A 19,869-nucleotide genomic window follows, 5' to 3' on the forward strand; every position below is an offset into this window, starting at 1 on the left:
TATGCAATCATTACCTAAATTTCACGGCGTTGCGCCAGCTTTAGTTACTCCCATGAACGAGGATCGTTCTATTAATTGGGATGGCTTAAAGAAATTAATTCACCACGTGAGCACCGGTGGAGTGGATTATTTAGTAGTTCAAGGGACTACAGGAGAGTCAGCAACTACAACTTCCGATGAAAAGAAAAAGATAGTTTCAACCATTCAAGAAGCAAATACAAAAAACTTACCCATCGTTTATGGATTAGGTGGAAACAATACGGATTCGTTGATTAATCAAATCAAACAAACGTCATTTGAGGGTATTGATGCCATTTTATCTGTTTGTCCTTATTACAATAAACCAAGTGCGAGAGGTGTCATTGCTCATTATGAAGCAATTGCAGATGCTTGTCCAGTGCCTGTAATCATGTACAATATTCCAGGTAGAACAGGGATTAATATGTCCGCTGAAACGGTATTAAAGCTTTCAGAACATAAAAATGTTATTGGTATTAAAGAAGCATCTTGCATTATCGAGCAATGCATGGAGATTGCTTACCACAAATCAGACGATTTTTTACTTATTTCTGGAGATGATGTTCAAGCCGTTCCTATTATTTCTATTGGAGGTGTGGGTGTTATGTCCGTGATTGCGAATGCATTTCCACAACAATTTACCACGATGATTCACCAGGCTTTGGCAGGGGATTATCGTTCAGCCCAAAAAGAATTAGGCAAATTTCTAACCATCGATCCGTATTTGTACGAAGAGGGGAATCCAGTAGGAGTGAAGAAATTATTAGAGAATCAAGGTTTGTTTGGTGCTCAGGTTCGTATGCCATTAGCTAGCGCATCCGCTGAGTTAGGACAAAAATTAGCACAAATTAGTCTACAAGAAGGTTTAAATAAATAATATACTATGTTTGTACACGTTGTAAATTTTTGGTTAAAAAAAGGTTTAAGTAAGGAGGATATCGACTTATTTGAGGAAGGGGTTCAATCACTTGCGGATATTGAAACGGTGGATGTATTTAGCGTAGGTAAACCGGCTAAAACTGATCGTCCCGTCATCGACCGTTCATATGATTATTGTTTATTAACTACATTCGAAGAAGAGAAGGGACATGATTATTACCAAACTGCTCCAATTCACTTAGAATTCATCAAAAATTGTGCCCACCTTTGGGATAAAGTATTAATCTATGATTCAGAAAGCATGTAAGCTTCTTCTTGTATTAGCTGTGGTTGGATGTTCTAAACATGTTAAGCCGACTTCGTATTATTCGAATGATTTTAAAAATGGTGGAGTCGAACGCCATGATGGATTGGGTTTCGAAATACCTGTTAAATACGATATTGATGTAGTCTATTTCAATGAAACTCCTAAGCAAAGTTATGAGGACATTGAAACAATAAAAATGTCTGGTGAAGTTCTATTAGAAGACAAGCAGACTCAAAATGGCAAAATGCTTTACCGTGGTAACCACCAAGATAAAAAGCAGGAGATACTTCGTCAAATGGTCGAAAAGGCCATGGATTTAGGTGCAACCGCACTAATTGACGTCAAATATTCTGTTTATAGCACACAGACAGCTAATGGATTTACCTTTACTGGAAAAGCGGTTCGTTACGTGTTGAAATAAAACGGTAAGCTTCTAAATTAGAAATTAATACGGGACCTCTAGATCCTGTAAATCTAATTTGGAAGCTTTTTAAGTTACGCTCCTTAAATGTGATCATTCGCTTGTGTCCAATCGTGCCAGCCTTGATCACTTCCTTTCTCCCTGCATCATCTACTAATTCTACTTCAAAGCTGCTTACTCGCTGGCCTAAGGCAATAGGTTCTTGTAATAGAATGGTATTTATGCTTAAAGGGGTTTTCAATTCAACCATAATTTCATTCTTTCTTGGAGATGCCATCCAAAAAGTTGAATTCTTGCCATCGAATAAGGGATCATTTGCATTTTTCTTTAAAAGATTAACAAGCGACTTTGCCCGAATCGCTGCAAATCCCATCAAAGAAGCTGAATCATTTTCATGAATCAAACCACGCGTATCTACCGGAATATTCAATAATAGATTCGCGTTTCGACCTACCGAAGCAGCATAAATCTTTAATAAAGAATCGGGACTCTTAACTTTATCATCCTGATCCGGATGATAGTACCAACCTGGTCGAATAGATACATCCACTTCAGGAGAAACCCAATGTGTCCCATTTTCTTGACCATTTCTATAATTGTCAAAATCAGGACACCCTGGATAAATCTTGTCACGTAGAATGGGACTCCACATGGTATCATATGCATAGCCACTTTCATTTCCTACCCATCGAATATCTGGCCCAGCATCTGAAAATTGTACCGCATTCGGTTGGTATTTATTCACTATTGAATGAAATAAATTCCAATCATATACTTGTTTCTTGCCATTCGGACCCTCACCATTCGCTCCATCGTACCAAAACTCAAAAATAGGACCGTAATTAGTTAACAACTCTTCCTGCATTTTGGCATACACTTGGTTATAATCATCCGTTCCATAGGCCGGGTGAAAACGATCCCAAGGCGATAAATAGATTCCGAGCTTTAATCCATATCTCCGGCAGGCTTCAGATAAATCTTTAACAACATCGCCTTTTCCATTCTTCCATGGGGACTTAGCCACAGAGTGTGTGGTATATTTAGATGGATAGAGGGCAAATCCATCATGGTGCTTAGCTGTCAAAATTAAACCTTTCATACCGGCTTTCTTAGCTATTCGAGCCCATTGGTTACAATCTAAAGCACTCGGATTAAATGAAGAGGGACTTTCTTTACCTTCACCCCATTCCACATTCGTAAATGTGTTCATATTAAAATGAATGAAACCATAATATTCTAAATCCGACCAGGCTAGTTGCTTTGCAGAAGGAATAGGGTAGACGGGAGCCACCTTTTGAGAATATAGCGAATAGCTTATTAAAGTAAATAATAGGGTGAATCGTTTCATTAGAATTCAGTATAAAGGAAGCAGTTTTCGAAAATAGTTTGACCTTGATTAGGAATCGCACGGAATAAGGGGTTAAAACCAAACCAAATGATTTTACCTTTGTCCACCTCTTTAACCCCTAATAACAAAGAATTGGCTAATTGGGCTTTCTTATTTGATCCTACAAATCCCATAATAATAGGCTTTGATGAGGTTTTAAGTACAGGTGTAAAATCTTTAGGCAGCTTAACAAAATCAGATACTTGATTTAAGATATACATAGAAGCTTCATTTATTCTAGAAACCAAGGGGTGAGTCTTCTCTACGTCCACTTGTAATATATTCCCCGAAGAGGTATTAGACAACTCAGCCCTTTCACGCATCGCATAAGTAGACGTATGTTTAGCTGTATCTTCTTTAGCTATTAAATCTTTATCCTCAATAATTTTCCGAGCACCCTCCATTAAAATCAGTTTACCACCTTTTTTCACCCAATCAGTTAATAAAATCGAATTCGTATTCGAGAGGGCAGCATGCTTGCCATCTGGATAAATGATGTGCGTGTAATTAAACAGATTCGACTTGAATAATTGTGTCGCAGCGATGAAGGAAGGTTTAAATCCATATTTCTGGGTTAAAAAATAAGCGATTTCACCTTGTTGATTAACATCATTAGCTGGATCAACTATGACAGCAATTTTAGGAACAAATACAGATTTGTAATGAGTTGAACCTAGATCATAATTATCTGTTGATTTGAACGTGTTTAAACCATTCAGTTGAATTGAACGATTAGTGGCAAACTTTATTAATTCAGCCCTTTGTAAATCAGTTAATTTTAAACTAGTGATCGTAACCATTCCTGACTTATTTAACGCATCATTATAGGTCACTAGTGCGCCCATATCGATGGCATATTTAATTAATTCCTGACTTGATTTGTATTCGTCTATTGCGAATTGATAAGCTAATTGCTTTTCATTTGGCAGAGACTGCTTACCATCCGGTAGATTCTTAGATGGTCCAAAAACATTTTCATTCAGTCCAAAGGCTTTGAGCCCATTTAATTGAAACAGGTTCCACGCCGTTATATCATACGTTAGAGAATCCTCCAAAGCGATTGTTGGATCCAATAAAGCCTGAATTAAGGGTGCCGATGGTTGTTTTGCGGAAATAAGTAATCCATACTTATTTAAAGGCAAATTTACCTGCTTCATAGAGGTATACTCATAGGCAGGAACACTTTTAACTACATCTGTATAAGTGAAAGATATATTATTCTTTAACAGCAATTGTTTAAATTCTTGACCTTTCACCAATTCTTCTTCAGGAACAAAATAGTATGCGTACTTATTCGAAGGATTAGATCTAGACTTATCATGAACACCATAAAATGATGCTTTCAAACTCTCTGCGTTAGTAAGAGACCATTCTACTAAGTTTAAGGCCAAAGCTGTATGATGCTTCACCCGATCAACCAGAGAGATTGTATCACCATCACTCTTAGCAGAAATTAACCCACCCCTAATTCCTCCTTGCTCTAAAGTCATGCCCAAAGCACCATTCAAAACAGGGTAGGTGTCTCCGTAACCAGGATATAATAAATCGTACACTTCAGAAGTGAAATAAGGCCATTTCTTTTCATCAAAAAGCTTTGCAAAAGATTTACCTACGCTTTCCTGCAAATCCTTAGTCGACTGAGCAATGAAGTTTAAATAGGGTTTTGCCGCTGGCGGGAAATAATAGGAGTGCTGGAAACTTTGTTCATGAAAATCCGCATGCATCATGGGCATCCAAGAACGATAAAACTTCAAACGTTGCTGCGTTTCTTTTTGTGTCTGCCAAACCCAATCACGGTTTAAGTCGAATGAAAAATGATTATAACGTCCAGAAGTAATCCCTTCGTAATGCTCTTGATCATTAGGATCCGAATTACCTCCAGAAATAAAATTTCTACGATTGTATTGCGTTACATAGGCATCTCGTCCATCTGGATTAATACAAGGATCAATCAAAATGACATAAAAAATGGATCTGTTGGATTTAGAAATCAAGGAGTACAAAGTATTTAAAGCCGCCTCACTACCAGCCGCTTCATTTCCATGCACATTAAATGATAAATTAATGATGACTGGGAGAGAAGGATCAGCTTTCTCTCCCTGAATTCGTTTTTGATGATTTTGTTGCACTTGTTCAAGACTAACACCTGAAGGGAGATTGGCGATAATCATTTGGCCTTGTTCACGTCCCTCATTTGTTTGACCGTATACTTGCCACTGAGCTAATCCATTGCTTTGTGAAGCTAAATAACGACTATAAGCAACAATCTGATGATGATAGGTGAATTTAGTACCCATTGGATAGCCTAAAAATTCATCAGGCGATTTAATCTGTGCTGAAAGACTCATACTAAACAGCAATAGGAGGCAGGAAAGTAAATTTCTCATTATGTTAATTAGGTTTGCAATAAAATTAAATAAAAGGAGGTAAATTAAGCAGTGTTTTTACTTTTATATAAAAAATCTATATGGCATTACCTCTAAACCAAGATCAACCTACAGTAAAGAATTCTGAATCAGTTTCCTATACGATACCACTTATTTTAGTTACGAGCTTATTCTTTTTATGGGGTCTAGCTAATAGTTTAAATGGCTCCTTAGTTAAACAATTCCAAACTGCTCTTGATCTACAACGTTGGCAAGCCAATATTGTAGAAACTGCCTTTTATTTTGGCTATTTTGCTATGGCACTACCCGCAGGATATGTGATGAAGAAGATGGGGTATAAGGCAGGAATCCTAATGGGATTAGTGCTTTATGCAGCCGGTTCATTTTTGTTTTATCCAGCTGCGGAAATTAGAGTTTATGGATTTTTCCTAGCAGCCCTTTTCTTAATTGCTTCAGGAATTGCTTTTTTAGAAACGGCAGCAAATTTATACGTAACTGTTTTAGGAGACCCTGAAAAAGGCGATTTTAGATTAAATTTAGCTCAATCCTTCAATGGAATGAGTATCATACTAGGACCCATTATCGGTGGATTATTCATATTTTCAGATAAAGAATATTCACGAGAAATGATTCAAGCCTTACCAGCTGCTGAGGCTGAGGCCATCAGAGTAAGCCAAGCAGCCTCCGTGCAAATGCCATATGTCATCATCGGTGTCGTAGTCGCATTAGTTGCATTATTATTTGTATTCACAAAAATGCCGGAATTGCAATCCGCTGAAGAGTCTACTTCTAATGTGACGATTGGTAGTTTATTAAAAAGAAAACATTTGGTATTAGGTATTATTGCGCAATTTTTAAATCTAGGAGCTCAGGTTTCACTTTGGGGAAATTTTGTTGATTTAAAATTAGATTTAGCTAAAGACGATAATCTCTGGATTGTGGATAAAATCTACCAAATCTCAGAAACAATGAGTCCGACGCAAATTGCTAGTTTCCATGCCTCATTTGCTTTTATTTTATTCCTATTAGGTAGATTTATTGGAACGTATTTAATGGGCAAAATTGCCTCTAACAAAGTATTAGGTTATTATGCAATTGGAGCGGTAATTTCGGTTGTTGTTGCCATGTTTGGCGGGGGATTATCAGCACTGGTATCATTAATCGCTGTTTATTTCTTTCAATCAATTATGTTTCCAACCATTTTTGCTTTGTCTTGTAAAGGTTTAGGTGATGGATCTAAACTCGCTTCCTCTTTAATTATCATGTCGATTGTAGGAGGAGCAATTATTCCACCAATCACTGCCTCTTTGTTTAAAATAAGCACCGTAGCGGCTCTGAGTATACCTTTATTGTGCTTTGCCTATATTATCTATTTTGCTTTTAAAGGATTTGAAATAAAAGACTAATGCAACGCTTCATCTTACTTTTAGACCTTATAGATGATCTTGAATTGATTCGTCAATATGAAAAATACCACGAATCAATCCCTACTGAAATTCAGGAGAGTATACTAGCATCCGGTATAGAATCGATGAAAATGTTTCGCTTTGAAAATCGGCTTTGCATGGAAATACTTGCGAATGATGATTTTAATTTTTCCCAAAAAGCGAAAATGGATGCCGATAACCCAGCTGTACAAGCATGGGAAACCTTAATGTCGAATTACCAAAAAACAATCCCAGGAACTCCTCAAGGAGCCAAATGGGTGCTTGCCCATCCTATTTTTAACTTAACAAAATGAGCCAAACATTCTTACAAATTAACCCGACTGACAATTTACTCGTTGCCTTACAAGATCTTCCTAAAGGAACTGTTATCCAGCATAACGGGAATGAAATCACGCTTCAAGATGATATTGCTGCTAAACATAAGTTCACCACGGAAGCTATAGCTAAAGAGGGTAAAGCAACCATGTATGGAGTTTTAGTAGGCCTTGCTAGTCAAGATATTCCCAAAGGAGGGCTCATTCATACGTTTAATTTACATCACGCTGCCACTGATTTTGTCGGAAAACAAAAGGAATATGAATGGACAGCGCCTGATGTATCAAAATTCCAAAACAGAACATTTAATGGCTACCACCGCGCAGATGGTCAAGTAGGTACTCAAAACTATTGGTTAGTTATTCCCTTAGTTTTCTGCGAAAACAGAAATATCGAATTATTAAAGAACGCCTTCTTAAATGGTTTGGGCTTCCAAAAAATGGACCCATTCACTCAAAAGGTCCAACAATTAGGAAAACAACTAGCTGAAGGGAAAGCGCTAGAAATAGATACAGCTTCTTCTGCTTCGGTATTGGTTCATAAATCGGCCCAATTTCCTAACGTTGATGGTATCAAATTCTTAACGCACGAAAGCGGTTGCGGCGAAAACAAAGATGATTCCTTAAATCTATGCGCTTTGTTAGCGGGATATTGCCTCAATCCCAATGTAGGTGGAATCACCGTTTTAAGTTTAGGATGCCAGCATTCTCAAATTGAGGTATTTAAAGAAAAACTAAAAGAGAAAGATCCGAACTTCTCCAAACCATTATACATCTTTGAGCAACAGCAAGATAATGGGAGTGGAGTCGAGAATATGTTAAATGAAGTGATTTTACAGACATTTAAGGGTCTAGTGGAAATCAACAAACAAACCCGTAAACCGGCTCCCTTATCCGCATTACGCGTAGGTGTTAAATGTGGTGGATCAGATGGTTTCTCTGGAATCTCCGCAAATCCAGCTATTGGACATACCGCAGACTTAGTCGTAGGTCTAGGTGGTACCGTGATGATCGCTGAATTCCCGGAATTATGTGGTGTCGAACAAGAACTTCAAAATAGATCAGTGACTAAAGAAATCGCTGATAATTTCGGTTTCTTAATGCGTGAATATGCAAGACGTGCCGCATTAGTAGGTGCAGGATTTGATATGAATCCATCTCCAGGTAACATTAAAGATGGCTTAATTACAGATGCAATCAAATCTGCAGGAGCTGCTAAAAAAGCTGGCTCTTCACCTATTGAAGATGTTTTAGGCTATGGACAATATGTAACCAAGAAAGGTTTAAACCTTGTCTGTACGCCTGGTAATGATGTTTTAGCCACAACTGGTATGGCTGGTGCTGGAGCAACGATACAATTATTTACGACTGGCCTAGGAACCCCCACAGGTAATCCAATCAGCCCCATGGTGAAGTTATCAACGAATACAAAGTTAGCTGTGAAGCTTCCTGAAATTATTGATATTGACTGTGGTCCCATTATTTCGGGCAAAAAAACAGTGGAACAAACGGGAGAAGAAGTCTTAGAATACATCATTCAATTAGCCTCGGGAGAGATTAATACGAAAGCGATGGATCTGGGACAAGATGACTTTATGTTCTGGAGGAGAGGGGTGTCTTTATAAAGAATAAAGAATAGAGCACAAAGAATAAAGGAGATAAGATAGTATAGATTATAGAGGATAGATAGTAGATGCGAATCCTCCGGACTTCGGACTCATTCCCCTCCGGACTACTGATAACTGCCCACTGACAACTAAATGACATGTTCAAACTAACAAACAAAAAAGTCCTCATCACCGGCGGATGCTCCGGCATCGGAGAATCGATCGCTCTTACGTTTTTAGCACAAGGGGCAGAAGTGCATGTATTGGACTTAAAACCATCTGTTAACTCTATGCCGGCTGAAATCACCTTTCATCAGGCTGATATAACTTCACTAGAAGCAGTAGAGGCGATTGCCGCAAAGTTAAAAACGATAGATATCTTAGTGAATAATGCGGGGATTCCACAGATTGGGAATTTGGAGAAAACGAATCCAACAGACTTCCAACGCATCTTTGATGTCAATGTAAAAGGGGCTTACCATTGTATGTATGCTTTTATTCCAGCTATGATTGTGCAGAAGTCGGGGGTTATTTTAAATATGGCCTCGGTGGCAGCCTCGGTGGGAATTCCAGATCGTTTTGGGTATTCGATGACAAAAGGAGCCATTAAATCGATGACTCAATCGGTGGCTAAAGATTACGTAAAACAAGGGATTCGTTGCAACTGTATTTCACCAGGAAGAGTCCATACGCCGTTTGTGGATGGGTTTATTGCCAAAAACTACCCAGACCAGCAAAAAGAAATGTTTGAGAAACTTTCTGCTACTCAACCCATTGGTCGAATGGCTAAACCACAAGAAATTGCACATTTAGCTTTATATTTATGTTCCGATGAAGCCGCATTTATCACAGGTTGTGATTATCCAATTGACGGTGGATTCATTTATCTAAACAACTAAACCTATGAAAAAACAACTGATTTGCCTGTTATTAGTTTTGGGAACCTCTTTGAGTTCATTCAAGAAAGACGGTCCTAAGCGTATTATTTTCTTTGGAGATTCAATCACTCAAGCGGGAGTAGGAAAGAGTGGGTATATTACCAAAATGACCGAAATGATTGCCGCTCAAGGTCTTTCTAATCAATATGAACTGATCGGTGCCGGTATTGGTGGCAATAAAGTATATGATTTATACTTGCGTCATGAAGAAGATGTGGTGGCTAAAAATCCCAATTTAGTCATTATTTACATCGGCATTAATGATGTTTGGCATAAAACAAGTTCACGTACAGGAACGGATGCGGACAAGTTTGAAAGATTCTATAATGCTTTAATTAAGAAGATTCAAAAAGCTAATGCTCAAGTAGTTATCTGTACACCTACAGTGATCGGAGAAAAGTTTGATAACTCAAACGAAAACGATGGTGACTTAAATGCTTATTCAGCCATCATCAAGAAAATCGCTAAAGACAATAGCGTACAATTGATCGATTTACGCAAAGCCTTTATGGATTACGAGTCTAAAAACAACATCGAAAACAAGGCGTCAGGCATCTTAACTTCTGACCGTGTTCACTTAAATGAAACAGGTAATCAGTTTTTAGCTGATACGATGTGGGACGTTATTAAAAAATTATAGCATGAAGTTAGCAAGAATCGGAAAAGAGGGGGCTGAAAAACCCTGTATTTACCAAGATGGGGTCTATTATGATGTTTCATCTCGTTTTACAGATTTCAACGAATCCTTTTTTCAACAGAATGGCTTAGCAGAATTAGCTCAACTAAACCCCAGCGATTTCCCAGTCATTTCCGGTCGTTTAGGTTCTTGCGTAGCTAGACCGAGTAAAATAGTGTGTGTCGGATTAAATTATGCGGATCATGCCAAAGAAACTGGAGCAGAGATCCCGAAGGAACCCATTTTATTCTTCAAGAGCACGACAGCCCTTTCAGGACCAAATGATGACATCATTATCCCCAAGAACTCGACAAAGACAGATTGGGAAGTTGAATTAGCCATTGTGATCGGTAAAAAGGCCTCTTATGTTTCTGAAGCCGAGGCCTACGATTATGTGGCGGGTTATTGCTTGCACAATGATCTATCTGAACGTGAATATCAATTAGAACGTGGTGGAAATTGGTCAAAAGGGAAGGGATGTGATTCCTTTGCGCCTTTGGGACCCTATTTAGCTACAAAAGAAGATATAAAAGACGTACATGCCTTAAATATGTGGTTAGATGTCAATGGGAAACGTTTCCAAACGAGTAGCACCAACCAATTAATCTTCAACGTTCCCCAAGTGGTTTCGTATATCTCTCAATTTATGACTTTACTGCCAGGGGATGTAATAAGCACAGGTACACCTCACGGTGTAGGTTTAGGATTCAATCCACCGATCTATTTAAAGCCAGGAGACGTAGTTACCTTAGGAATGGATTGCTTAGGGGAACAACAACAAACAGCGATAGCCTATCAGGGATGATTGATGCACATCAACATTTTTGGAATTACAACGAAGAACGGGATACCTGGATAACTCCAGAGATGTCCGTTCTTCGGGCTGATTTTTACCCAAACTACAGCGAACCACTTTTTAGAGACCAAGGATTTACAGGTTGTGTAGCTGTTCAAGCTGATTCCTCAGAAGAAGAAACCTTGTTTCTATTGGCACTTGCCGAACAAAACGAATTCATTCAAGGAGTTGTGGGTTGGGTGGATTTACAAAGTCCAAATATCGAAGATCGACTGGCTTATTTCTCCCAATTTGAGGCCATCAAAGGCTTCAGACATATTGTTCAGGGGGAAAAAGACCCCAATTTTCTAGCAAGGAAAGAGTTCATCCGGGGTGTCAAAACACTCGCTAGCTTTGACTTAAGCTATGATTTATTGATTTATCCGCATCAAATTACATCGGCCATTGATTTTTGTGAGACTTGCGATGAGCAAAAAATCGTGTTAGATCATTTGGCCAAAGCCCCACTAAAATCAGGGAATATCCAAGAATGGAAGAAGGAAATTCAAGCTTTCGCTAATTTATCACACGTTTCTGCTAAAATTTCAGGGATTGTGACGGAGGCAGCAGATGAGTCTTGGACACAGGATCAAGTAAATGAGATTGTGGAGGTGGCTTTAAACGTTTTTGGTCCACAGAGACTACTTATCGGAAGTGATTATCCGGTTGTTTTAGTAAATTCAACGTTAGAACGCTGGGTTACCTCATTTCAAGAAGCGCTTAAAGGTTTAAACGCGTCAGAAAAAGAACTAATTTACTATCAGAACGCTATCGAATTTTATCAATTAGAGACACTATGAATTTAGGATTAAGAGAGAAAGTGATTATTGTGACAGGTGGAGCCAAAGGAATTGGGCAAGGAATATCAGAGTCTTTGGCCTTAGAATCTGCTATGGTTGCCATAGTGGGCCGTAACGAGGCAGATAATCAAAGATGTATCGAAAAAATTCAAGCGACTGGTGGACAAGCATTCTCTTTTGTGGCCGATCTAAGTAATCCGTCCGAATGTCAACAAGTAGTTGATAAAGTAGCCAAGATGTTTGGAAAAATTGATGGATTAGTTAATAATGCCGGTTTAAATGACGGTGTAGGCCTTGAAACAGGTAATTACGAGAAATTCATTCAATCCATTAACGCAAATTTGACCCATTATTATTTAATGGCTCAAGCGGTGTTGCCTTATTTGAAAAAAAGCAAAGGAGCTATCGTAAATATCGGATCAAAAACGGCTGAAACTGGCCAAGGTAAAACTTCCGGATATGCAGCCTCAAATGGCGGACGCAATGCCTTAACACGTGAATGGGCGCTAGAATTGCGTGATTATAACATTCGAGTGAATTCGGTCATCGTGGCTGAATGTTATACGCCTATGTATGAAAAATGGATTGAGACGTTAGAAAATCCGAAGGAAAAATTAGCCAGCATTACCAGCAAAATACCTTTAGGTCAACGTATGACCACAAAAGAAGAAATAGGCGATATGGTCACATTTTTGATGTCTCCTAAATCAAGTCATACCACCGGACAAATCATCCACGTAGATGGGGGCTATGTTCACCTAGATCGAGCGATTTCATGAGAAATTTGGACACCTTTGAAAGCCCGGGATTAATCGTATATCCTGATCGGGTAAAACGTAATATTGCCAAAGTCATCGAAATGGTGGATGGTAATCCTGCACGCTTGCGTCCGCACATCAAAACACATAAAACAAAAGAAGGAAACGACTTATTATTAGCAGCGGGAATCACCAAATTTAAATGTGCTACTATCGCCGAAGCGGAACTGTTAGCGCTTTCAGAAGCGCCAGACGTGCTTATTTCCATGCAATTGATCGGACCTAATTTGGACCGTTTTAAAGCATTAGTCTCCCATTATCCTAAAACAAAATTCTCCTCTATCGTAGATGATGCTTTTGCTGCTTCCGAGCTGAATCGTATTTTTACGGACCTTTCAGCAGGAGTTTATGTAGACCTCAATATGGGGATGAATCGCACGGGTATTTTACCTGCTAAAGCTTTGGCTTTAATTCAACATTTAGAAACTTTGCCTAATGTCACTTTGACCGGCTTACACGCCTATGATGGTCATATTAGAGATAAGGTATACGAAGATCGTGCCAAACACGTAGAAACAGATTTTACTTCTTTCTATGAGCTACTAGAGCGCTTTAACCGTTCTGATCTAGAATTAGTTGTATCTGGAACCCCTAGTTTCCTCGTGCACCACAAAAATCCCCAATTTACGTGCAGTCCAGGAACTTTTATCTTTTTCGATGCAGGTTATGCGGCACTATTTCCAGAAAACACCTTTGAATTTGGAGTAGAGATTATCGCTAGAATTATCTCAAAACCCACAGATACGACTATTTGCCTCGATCTAGGCCATAAATCAGTGGCATCAGAAAACCCGATTGATAATCGCGTTCGCTTCCTGGATCATCCTAATTGGGTTTTAAAGTCCCAAAGCGAAGAACACGGAATTGTAGAAGTAGGTGATAATTCAGCTTACACTATAGGTGAAATCGTCCGAATGATTCCATACCATATTTGCCCTACGGTTAATCTACATTCCCATCTTCAGGTCATTGATGGTGGTTTATGGGAAGTGAAAGCTAGAAATCGCAGACTATGTTATTAATCGACGCCCATTTAGATTTAAGTATGAACGCGCTTGAATGGAATCGAGACTTGCGCGCTCCTATTAAAGAGATCAATGATCGCGAAAAGCATTTAACGGATAAACCTGATCGTGGCAATGCAACCGTAAGTTTAGACGAATTACGAAAAGGAAATGTAGGCATCGTCGTTGCCACTCAAATCGCTCGCTATGTGGCCCCTGACTCCACATTACCCGGCTGGAATAGTCCGGAACAAGCTTGGGCACAAACACAAGGTCAATTAGCCTATTACAAAGCACTAGAAAGAACTGGGGATCTTCGTCCAATTCGAAATAGATCCGAATTAAACGATCATTTAACGCAATGGGAAGCTGATAAACATGCAATTGGCTATATTTTGAGTTTAGAGGGAGCTGATTCTATCGTTTCATTAGAGTATGTAGAAATAGCCTACGCGTCTGGTTTACGTGCCTTAGGTCCCGCCCATTATGGTCCGGGACGTTATGCACAAGGTACGAATGCCACGGGCGGGATGGGCGCAAGTGGACGTGATTTATTGCGTAAGATGATGGATCTACAGATCATTTTGGATGCGACGCATTTATGTGATGATAGTTTTTGGGAGGCGATGGAATACCACCAAGGTCCCGTTTGGGCTAGTCATCAAAATTGCCGTGCCTTAGTGGATCATAATCGTCAATTCAGTGATGAACAATTGAAAGAGATTATTTCGCGAGGAGCGGTGATTGGCATGCCGATGGACGCTTGGATGATGGTTCCAGGTTGGGTGAGAGGGGAATCTACGCCATTGAATAAAAACGTTACCTTAAATACACTTATAGATCATTTAGTCCACGTTTGCGACCTAGCAGGAAATACGAATCACGTGGGATTGGGCACCGATTTAGATGGAGGATTCGGAAGAGAACAATGTCCAGCAGACGTGGAGACCATTGCTGATTTACAAAAACTACCTGAATTGCTATTGAAACGTGGATTTTCTGACGAGGATATCGTCAAATTCTGCCACCAAAACTGGCTTGACTTCTTAGAAAAGGCCTGGTCTTAGGCATTAGGTGGGGGGCTTACACTAGTCCAACCTCCATCCACGATTAATGTTTGACCTGTGATGTGTTTAGTCTTATCACTCAAAAAGAAACAAACAGCCTCTGAAATATCTTTAACGTCAGCAGGTTTACCTAGCGGCGTTAGTCGACTCCATTCTTGCAGATAATTCGCATCTTTCTCCGTTCTTTCGGTCATCGTAGCACCAGGTGAAACCGCATTAATACGAATTTGGACAGGGGAGAGGTCGATGACCAAGTTTTGAACTAATTGATTCAAAGCCGCCTTTGTCATCCCATACGCCGCTAAATCCGGATGTGCCTGATGTCCTGTGACAGAAGATGTCACCACAATAGATCCTGGATTCCCCGCTTTACGGATGGCTTTTGCTACTTCTTGAATCAAGAAAAAAGTCCCTTGAATATTTAAATCCAATAAAGACTTCATAGAGGCTGGACTGTAATCCCAAAAACTACCAAAAGTAGTCATTCCTGCATTACAGACACAACCAGCTAAATCACCGGGTAATGTTTGCGCATAGGCCACTAACTCTTGGATAAACTCGTAAGAACTAACGTCACCGGCCTTCGCATAAGGTCCAGCTAAAAGAGTGGAATCAATGTCATTCATGACCACTAAATGCCCCTCCGCCATCAATTGCTGTGCAATTTGATGCCCGATCCCTTGACCAGCTCCGGTGACGATATACACTTTCATACTAATGCGAATCGCGGGTTACAATCGAACCTGATCCGCCTTTCAAGAAATCGAAATCAGCTCCTTGATCCGCTTGTTCTACGTGATCGATAAAAAGACCTACATAACCACGAATCGTTTTAGGCTTCTCAAAAGGTTGTGCTACTTTACGAGCCGCTAATTCTTCCTCTGAAATTTCCCAATTTATCGTTCTATTTTCGACGTCTAAGGCAATGTAATCCCCATTCTGAACCCAATTTAATGGTCCACCGGCGGCGGATTCAGGAGAAACATGAAGAATAACCGTACCAAAACCCGTACCACTCATTCTACCATCAGAAATACGAACCATATCTTTGACTCCTTTTTCCAACAACTTCTTGGGAATTCCCATATTACCTACCTCTGCCATCCCTGGATACCCCTTAGGCCCCACATTCTTCAAGACCATCACCGAATTTTCATCGACTTCTAATTCAGGAGAATCAATTCGCGCATGGTAATCTTCAATATTTTCAAAAACAACGGCTTTTCCTCGGTGTTTAAATAGTGCTTTAGAGGCTGCAGATGGTTTCAAGACAGCACCATTGGGTGCTAGATTTCCACGAACTACCGCTATTCCTGAATCCGGTTTAAACGGAGCATCAAAAGTAGAAATAATGGAAGGCTCGTAAATAGGCGTATTATCAATATTTTCGCCCACTGTCTTACCATTTACCGTCACAATAGACGTATGCAAATGTTCCTTCATTTGATTCATCAAAGCAGGAAGACCACCTGCATAATACAAGTCTTCCATAAAGTGCTGTCCAGAAGGCTGAATATTAGCCAAAAGCGGAATATTACGAGAGAATTCATCGAAATCATCCAGTTTTAAATCTACGCCTAATCGACCCGCAATAGCCGTTAAGTGAATAACAAAATTGGTCGAGCCACCTGTTGCTGCATTGACGCGAATGGCATTTTCGAAGGCTGGACGCGTTAATATTTTGGACATCTTCAAATCCTCATTCACCATCTCTACAATACGACGTCCAGAATGCTGTGCAAGAACTTTTCTACGTACATCTGCCGCTGGAATGGCCGCATTTTGAGGTAAACTTAATCCCAAAGCTTCTACCATCGTCGCCATCGTAGACGCTGTACCCATCACCGCACAGTGACCTGGCGTTCTAGCCATACAGGCTTCAGCTTCAATAAATTCCTTCTGCGTTAACTCTCCTAGTTTATAAGCTTCAGCGAAACGCCAAACGTCCGATGTTCCAATTTCTTTCCCTTTAAATTTCCCTTTCATCATAGGTCCACCCGAGATAACCAAGGTTGGTAAATCGACACTACAAGCACCCATCACGAGAGAAGGAGTCGTTTTGTCGCATCCACACATGAGTACCACACCGTCAATAGGGTTCGCCCGAATGGATTCCTCCACGTCCATACTCGCTAAGTTGCGGTATAACATGGCGGTAGGTTTGATTAAGGTTTCGCCTAAAGACATGACTGGGAACTCCACCGGAAATCCACCCGCTTCGATAATTCCTTTCTTTACAAATTCCGCTAATTCCCTAAAATGTGCATTACAAGGCGTCAATTCTGACCAAGTATTGCAAATACCGATGACCGGTTTACCTTGAAAATAATCATCTGGAATCCCTTGGTTCTTCATCCAAGCTCGATAAATAAATCCATCTTTACCGGTCTTTCCAAACCACTGCTGCGAACGCAATTCTACTTTACTCATCTTCTTTTTCTAGGTCTAAGGTTTTAGAGAGGACAAAACTGCCGTCCGCTCCATATTTATAATAACAAGCGCGAATCCCCGAAGAGATATCAGCATAAGGATCATTTTCATAGCCAAAAGAATGCACAATGGCTGCCTTTTCTAAATACAAACTATCTGCCCCCATATATCCCAACCGCTGCCGTCCCATGATAGTAGGAAACCGAATGTCCCGAAATTTCCGGTTATCATATTCAAAAGCAAAGATTCGGTAGTTTTTACCCTGCCAGCCGGCTACCCAGAATTCTGGCTTTTCATTTCCATTCAAATCAGTGGCCAAGACTGAGGTTGCCTTGAAATTCAATACATTTTTTTCTAAAAGAACTGAATGACTTTTCTCCAGTCGAATCGCTCCTGCGTCTACAGTTACTGTAAAGTCTTCAAAGGCAGATGTCAGCGCAGTAGCCCTCATTTTCGATACGGTATCATCTGCAGCAATGAGCGCTAGGGAATCTCCATAAGCCTTCACCACATCCACATCTGTTATCTCCGTTTCTTCTGGCTTGTCATCTAATTCTCCTATGTACACGAAAATGTAGGCTAAAAAGCCTAACAATAGCATGAACAAGAAAAACTTCAACAACTTAGCCATTGGTAATCGATTTCATGCGTTCAATTGCTTTTTCTAGAACCGCTCGTGGACATGCAAAATTTAGCCGAATAAAATTCTTACCCTTGAATTGCTCTCCTCGCAACACGTGTACACCAGCATCCCAACATTTCTTTTGGAAGTCACCCAATAAAGCTTCATCATATTCAATCCAGGCTAAATAGGTCCCTTCAAGAGGCTGCATAGCTAGACCTGGAGTAACACGCACAAAATCTAAAAGTAAATCGTGATTCGCACGTAAATAGGGCAGAAGCTGCGCTAACCACTCTTCCCCATGAGCATAGGTGGCTAACATCACTTCAATACTGTGTCTAAAAAGCATGGAGAAGAAGCCAGCGGATGCTTTGGTAAATTTATCTCGAAGTGCTGCATCTGGAATAACAGCAACTGCTCCACCTAAACCCGCTGTATTAAATGCTTTAGATGTAGCGAAGAAACTAATGATGGGTTGTTTCTCAAATCGCCCAATCGAAATGTGTTTCGACTGAGGATATAAGCGCAAATCGGCGTGAATCTCATCAGAAACAATAGTTACGTTGTATTTGGCACAAAGTTCCACCATGCGTAAGATTTCTGTTTCATTAAAAATCGTCCCACCTGGATTATGTGGATTACACAAAAGGAAAACTTTCGGCCCTTTTTGAAGACCTCGTTCGAAATCTTCAAAATCATAAGTCCAACGATCGCCTTCCTTGATCATTTCAAACGTAATCAGTGGGCAATTAACCCAACCAGCCACTAAATGAAAGGGATGATACACAGGAACCGCGTTAATAATTCCTTCCTTCTCATTGGTTAAGGCCGCGCAAGCAGCCGTAATTCCGGGAACAATACCAGGAATCCAAACTTGTGAATCAAGCGAAGTAGACCAAGCATAATCGCGTTCAATTTTATGCTGAGCCGCTGTTTTTAAAGTTTCAGGAACAATAGAATAACCTAAAATACCGTGATCCGTAATACGATCCAATGCCTGCAATATTTCATCTGCCACCGGAAAATCCATATCTGCCACTGGCATGGGTAACATGTCTAAGTGAGCAGGGTAGGTCACGTTATCCCATTTGAACGAATGGGTTTGGCGGCGATCAATAATTTGGTCGAAATTGTATTGTTTAATGGACATATTCTGGTCTAAAGACATTAAATCCTATCATGGAAGGATGATTCTTTAAATATACGGAAATTGATTCAACTGATTGACACACTTTTTTGCGATCTTGAGAAGCATGGACTAAATAATATTGACCGTTTAGATGGCGGATAAAGCCTACATGTTGGTAATCAAGGTCTTTCCGCTTTGAAACGAAGGCTATAACGTCACCCGATTGAAGAAAAGATGACACCTTAGAAAAGGATGCGCTAGGAACATAAGTCATCGGCCCTAAATCATTTTCCATTTTCTGAATATCAGGGAGCACAATCATCCATTTTTTAGGAGCCAAAAATTGCGACAAAAAATCAATATTTTTAACCGCTAAAACACGGTATAAAGGAGGAATAACCTGTTTAAACAATCCTTTGTCTTCCATTTGAAGAAATGTGGCGCTTAAATAATGATTCCTATTTTCATAGGAAATAGGCTTTCTAGCATAACGAATCCGCTCTAATTCACGAAGGAATATAGAATCAACTCCTTTGGAACGGTATAAACTCCACACATTCTCCACAAAGGTTACGCAATCAAAACCAGAAAAATCCACCACAAACTTCTCCGGATTTTCCTTTGATAAAGCATGAGAGGCATAGGGAAGGCCATAAAATTGCTCCGCAATCAACAAAGGATTATGCTTTTCTCGGGCCGCTTGAATACGAGGCAAAACTGCTGGGGGAATTAGCTGAGAAAAAGCGATCAAAGGGAAAAGCAAAAATACCCAGACCTTCATA

Annotated in this window: 20 protein-coding genes; 13 read left to right on the forward strand and 7 right to left on the reverse strand. The window is 39.9% G+C overall.

The features are described 5' to 3' along the window. Position 1 precedes the first annotated feature (1 nt). Genes dapA through ACRZ9O_RS01845 form a run of 3 tightly spaced genes read left to right on the forward strand, consistent with a single transcriptional unit; the run spans position 2 to position 1,625 of the window. A complete protein-coding gene (gene dapA / locus ACRZ9O_RS01835; protein ID WP_459455805.1) occupies positions 2-895 on the forward strand; it encodes a 4-hydroxy-tetrahydrodipicolinate synthase in 894 nt (297 codons plus the stop codon). 6 nt (positions 896-901) lie between these two features. Next, positions 902-1,204: a Dabb family protein gene (locus ACRZ9O_RS01840; protein WP_459455807.1), complete on the forward strand. Its 303-nt coding sequence runs from the start codon at positions 902-904 to the stop codon at positions 1,202-1,204. Next, positions 1,185-1,625: a hypothetical protein gene (locus ACRZ9O_RS01845; RefSeq protein ID WP_459455809.1), complete on the forward strand. Its 441-nt coding sequence runs from the start codon at positions 1,185-1,187 to the stop codon at positions 1,623-1,625. Before ACRZ9O_RS01840 ends, ACRZ9O_RS01845 begins: the two co-directional genes overlap by 20 nt. Here the strand turns inward: ACRZ9O_RS01845 and ACRZ9O_RS01850 are convergent. Both ACRZ9O_RS01850 and ACRZ9O_RS01855 read right to left on the reverse strand, forming a co-directional pair. Beyond that, positions 1,591-2,973 (reverse strand): alpha-L-fucosidase, encoded by a 1,383-nt coding sequence (locus tag ACRZ9O_RS01850; RefSeq protein ID WP_459455811.1) that lies wholly within the window; start codon positions 2,971-2,973, stop codon positions 1,591-1,593. The two genes, ACRZ9O_RS01845 and ACRZ9O_RS01850, sit on opposite strands and share 35 nt — an antisense overlap. Beyond that, positions 2,973-5,399 carry a M14 family zinc carboxypeptidase gene (locus tag ACRZ9O_RS01855; protein ID WP_459455813.1) on the reverse strand — a complete coding sequence of 809 codons (2,427 nt, stop codon included), beginning with the start codon at positions 5,397-5,399 and terminating at the stop codon, positions 2,973-2,975. Before ACRZ9O_RS01855 ends, ACRZ9O_RS01850 begins: the two co-directional genes overlap by 1 nt. Positions 5,400-5,479: 80 nt before the next feature. Between ACRZ9O_RS01855 and fucP the strand changes: the two genes are divergently transcribed. From fucP to ACRZ9O_RS01905, 10 genes are all read left to right on the forward strand, one after another. After that, positions 5,480-6,805 (forward strand): L-fucose:H+ symporter permease, encoded by a 1,326-nt coding sequence (fucP, locus tag ACRZ9O_RS01860; RefSeq protein ID WP_459455814.1) that lies wholly within the window; start codon positions 5,480-5,482, stop codon positions 6,803-6,805. Next, entirely contained in the window at positions 6,805-7,140 is a 336-nt protein-coding gene (locus ACRZ9O_RS01865; RefSeq protein ID WP_459455816.1) for an L-rhamnose mutarotase, read from the forward strand. Before fucP ends, ACRZ9O_RS01865 begins: the two co-directional genes overlap by 1 nt. Beyond that, the gene (locus ACRZ9O_RS01870; RefSeq protein ID WP_459455818.1) at positions 7,137-8,786 is read left to right on the forward strand and encodes a UxaA family hydrolase; all 1,650 of its coding nucleotides are present in this window, start codon (positions 7,137-7,139) and stop codon (positions 8,784-8,786) included. Before ACRZ9O_RS01865 ends, ACRZ9O_RS01870 begins: the two co-directional genes overlap by 4 nt. A gap of 140 nt (positions 8,787-8,926) precedes the next feature. Further along, positions 8,927-9,667 carry an SDR family NAD(P)-dependent oxidoreductase gene (locus tag ACRZ9O_RS01875; RefSeq protein WP_459455820.1) on the forward strand — a complete coding sequence of 247 codons (741 nt, stop codon included), beginning with the start codon at positions 8,927-8,929 and terminating at the stop codon, positions 9,665-9,667. 4 nt (positions 9,668-9,671) lie between these two features. After that, positions 9,672-10,346 (forward strand): SGNH/GDSL hydrolase family protein, encoded by a 675-nt coding sequence (locus tag ACRZ9O_RS01880; RefSeq protein ID WP_459455822.1) that lies wholly within the window; start codon positions 9,672-9,674, stop codon positions 10,344-10,346. Between the two features lies 1 nt (position 10,347). Then, positions 10,348-11,187, forward strand: coding sequence for a fumarylacetoacetate hydrolase family protein (locus ACRZ9O_RS01885; protein WP_459455824.1), 840 nt, complete (start codon positions 10,348-10,350; stop codon positions 11,185-11,187). Then, positions 11,184-12,017, forward strand: coding sequence for an amidohydrolase family protein (locus tag ACRZ9O_RS01890; RefSeq protein ID WP_459455826.1), 834 nt, complete (start codon positions 11,184-11,186; stop codon positions 12,015-12,017). Before ACRZ9O_RS01885 ends, ACRZ9O_RS01890 begins: the two co-directional genes overlap by 4 nt. Further along, on the forward strand, positions 12,014-12,796 hold the full coding sequence (locus ACRZ9O_RS01895) for an L-fucose dehydrogenase (RefSeq protein WP_459455828.1): 783 nt from the start codon (positions 12,014-12,016) through the stop codon (positions 12,794-12,796). The genes ACRZ9O_RS01890 and ACRZ9O_RS01895 overlap by 4 nt, the downstream gene beginning before the upstream one ends. Further along, a complete protein-coding gene (locus tag ACRZ9O_RS01900; RefSeq protein WP_459455830.1) occupies positions 12,793-13,857 on the forward strand; it encodes a D-TA family PLP-dependent enzyme in 1,065 nt (354 codons plus the stop codon). Before ACRZ9O_RS01895 ends, ACRZ9O_RS01900 begins: the two co-directional genes overlap by 4 nt. Further along, on the forward strand, positions 13,848-14,906 hold the full coding sequence (locus ACRZ9O_RS01905) for a dipeptidase (RefSeq protein ID WP_459455832.1): 1,059 nt from the start codon (positions 13,848-13,850) through the stop codon (positions 14,904-14,906). The genes ACRZ9O_RS01900 and ACRZ9O_RS01905 overlap by 10 nt, the downstream gene beginning before the upstream one ends. On the opposite strand, the gene ACRZ9O_RS01910 is transcribed toward ACRZ9O_RS01905, so the two are convergent. Genes ACRZ9O_RS01910 through ACRZ9O_RS01930 form a run of 5 tightly spaced genes read right to left on the reverse strand, consistent with a single transcriptional unit; the run spans position 14,903 to position 19,868 of the window. Continuing rightward, positions 14,903-15,619: an SDR family NAD(P)-dependent oxidoreductase gene (locus ACRZ9O_RS01910; RefSeq protein ID WP_459455834.1), complete on the reverse strand. Its 717-nt coding sequence runs from the start codon at positions 15,617-15,619 to the stop codon at positions 14,903-14,905. The two genes, ACRZ9O_RS01905 and ACRZ9O_RS01910, sit on opposite strands and share 4 nt — an antisense overlap. Position 15,620: 1 nt before the next feature. Beyond that, on the reverse strand, positions 15,621-17,336 hold the full coding sequence (locus ACRZ9O_RS01915) for an IlvD/Edd family dehydratase (RefSeq protein WP_459455836.1): 1,716 nt from the start codon (positions 17,334-17,336) through the stop codon (positions 15,621-15,623). Continuing rightward, positions 17,329-17,967 (reverse strand): hypothetical protein, encoded by a 639-nt coding sequence (locus tag ACRZ9O_RS01920; protein WP_459455838.1) that lies wholly within the window; start codon positions 17,965-17,967, stop codon positions 17,329-17,331. Before ACRZ9O_RS01920 ends, ACRZ9O_RS01915 begins: the two co-directional genes overlap by 8 nt. Then, the gene (locus tag ACRZ9O_RS01925; protein ID WP_459455840.1) at positions 17,960-19,108 is read right to left on the reverse strand and encodes a MalY/PatB family protein; all 1,149 of its coding nucleotides are present in this window, start codon (positions 19,106-19,108) and stop codon (positions 17,960-17,962) included. Before ACRZ9O_RS01925 ends, ACRZ9O_RS01920 begins: the two co-directional genes overlap by 8 nt. After that, complete coding sequence (locus tag ACRZ9O_RS01930) at positions 19,098-19,868, reverse strand: N-acetylmuramoyl-L-alanine amidase-like domain-containing protein (protein ID WP_459455842.1); 771 nt, start codon at positions 19,866-19,868, stop codon at positions 19,098-19,100. Before ACRZ9O_RS01930 ends, ACRZ9O_RS01925 begins: the two co-directional genes overlap by 11 nt. Between the last annotated feature and the right edge of the window lies 1 nt (position 19,869).

Source organism: Aquirufa sp. HETE-40SA, assembly GCF_054558635.1.

Coding starts and splice junctions, on each gene's coding strand:
- ACRZ9O_RS01865 (WP_459455816.1), top strand. CDS start 6,805: ATGCAACGCTTCATCTTACTTTTAGACCTTATAGATGATCTTGAATTG.
- ACRZ9O_RS01855 (WP_459455813.1), bottom strand. CDS start 5,399: ATGAGAAATTTACTTTCCTGCCTCCTATTGCTGTTTAGTATGAGTCTT.
- ACRZ9O_RS01910 (WP_459455834.1), bottom strand. CDS start 15,619: ATGAAAGTGTATATCGTCACCGGAGCTGGTCAAGGGATCGGGCATCAA.
- ACRZ9O_RS01905 (WP_459455832.1), top strand. CDS start 13,848: ATGTTATTAATCGACGCCCATTTAGATTTAAGTATGAACGCGCTTGAA.
- ACRZ9O_RS01895 (WP_459455828.1), top strand. CDS start 12,014: ATGAATTTAGGATTAAGAGAGAAAGTGATTATTGTGACAGGTGGAGCC.
- ACRZ9O_RS01915 (WP_459455836.1), bottom strand. CDS start 17,336: ATGAGTAAAGTAGAATTGCGTTCGCAGCAGTGGTTTGGAAAGACCGGT.
- ACRZ9O_RS01930 (WP_459455842.1), bottom strand. CDS start 19,868: ATGAAGGTCTGGGTATTTTTGCTTTTCCCTTTGATCGCTTTTTCTCAG.
- ACRZ9O_RS01925 (WP_459455840.1), bottom strand. CDS start 19,108: ATGTCCATTAAACAATACAATTTCGACCAAATTATTGATCGCCGCCAA.
- ACRZ9O_RS01875 (WP_459455820.1), top strand. CDS start 8,927: ATGTTCAAACTAACAAACAAAAAAGTCCTCATCACCGGCGGATGCTCC.
- ACRZ9O_RS01900 (WP_459455830.1), top strand. CDS start 12,793: ATGAGAAATTTGGACACCTTTGAAAGCCCGGGATTAATCGTATATCCT.
- ACRZ9O_RS01920 (WP_459455838.1), bottom strand. CDS start 17,967: ATGGCTAAGTTGTTGAAGTTTTTCTTGTTCATGCTATTGTTAGGCTTT.
- fucP (WP_459455814.1), top strand. CDS start 5,480: ATGGCATTACCTCTAAACCAAGATCAACCTACAGTAAAGAATTCTGAA.
- ACRZ9O_RS01870 (WP_459455818.1), top strand. CDS start 7,137: ATGAGCCAAACATTCTTACAAATTAACCCGACTGACAATTTACTCGTT.
- ACRZ9O_RS01880 (WP_459455822.1), top strand. CDS start 9,672: ATGAAAAAACAACTGATTTGCCTGTTATTAGTTTTGGGAACCTCTTTG.
- ACRZ9O_RS01845 (WP_459455809.1), top strand. CDS start 1,185: ATGATTCAGAAAGCATGTAAGCTTCTTCTTGTATTAGCTGTGGTTGGA.
- dapA (WP_459455805.1), top strand. CDS start 2: ATGCAATCATTACCTAAATTTCACGGCGTTGCGCCAGCTTTAGTTACT.
- ACRZ9O_RS01890 (WP_459455826.1), top strand. CDS start 11,184: ATGATTGATGCACATCAACATTTTTGGAATTACAACGAAGAACGGGAT.
- ACRZ9O_RS01840 (WP_459455807.1), top strand. CDS start 902: ATGTTTGTACACGTTGTAAATTTTTGGTTAAAAAAAGGTTTAAGTAAG.
- ACRZ9O_RS01850 (WP_459455811.1), bottom strand. CDS start 2,973: ATGAAACGATTCACCCTATTATTTACTTTAATAAGCTATTCGCTATAT.
- ACRZ9O_RS01885 (WP_459455824.1), top strand. CDS start 10,348: ATGAAGTTAGCAAGAATCGGAAAAGAGGGGGCTGAAAAACCCTGTATT.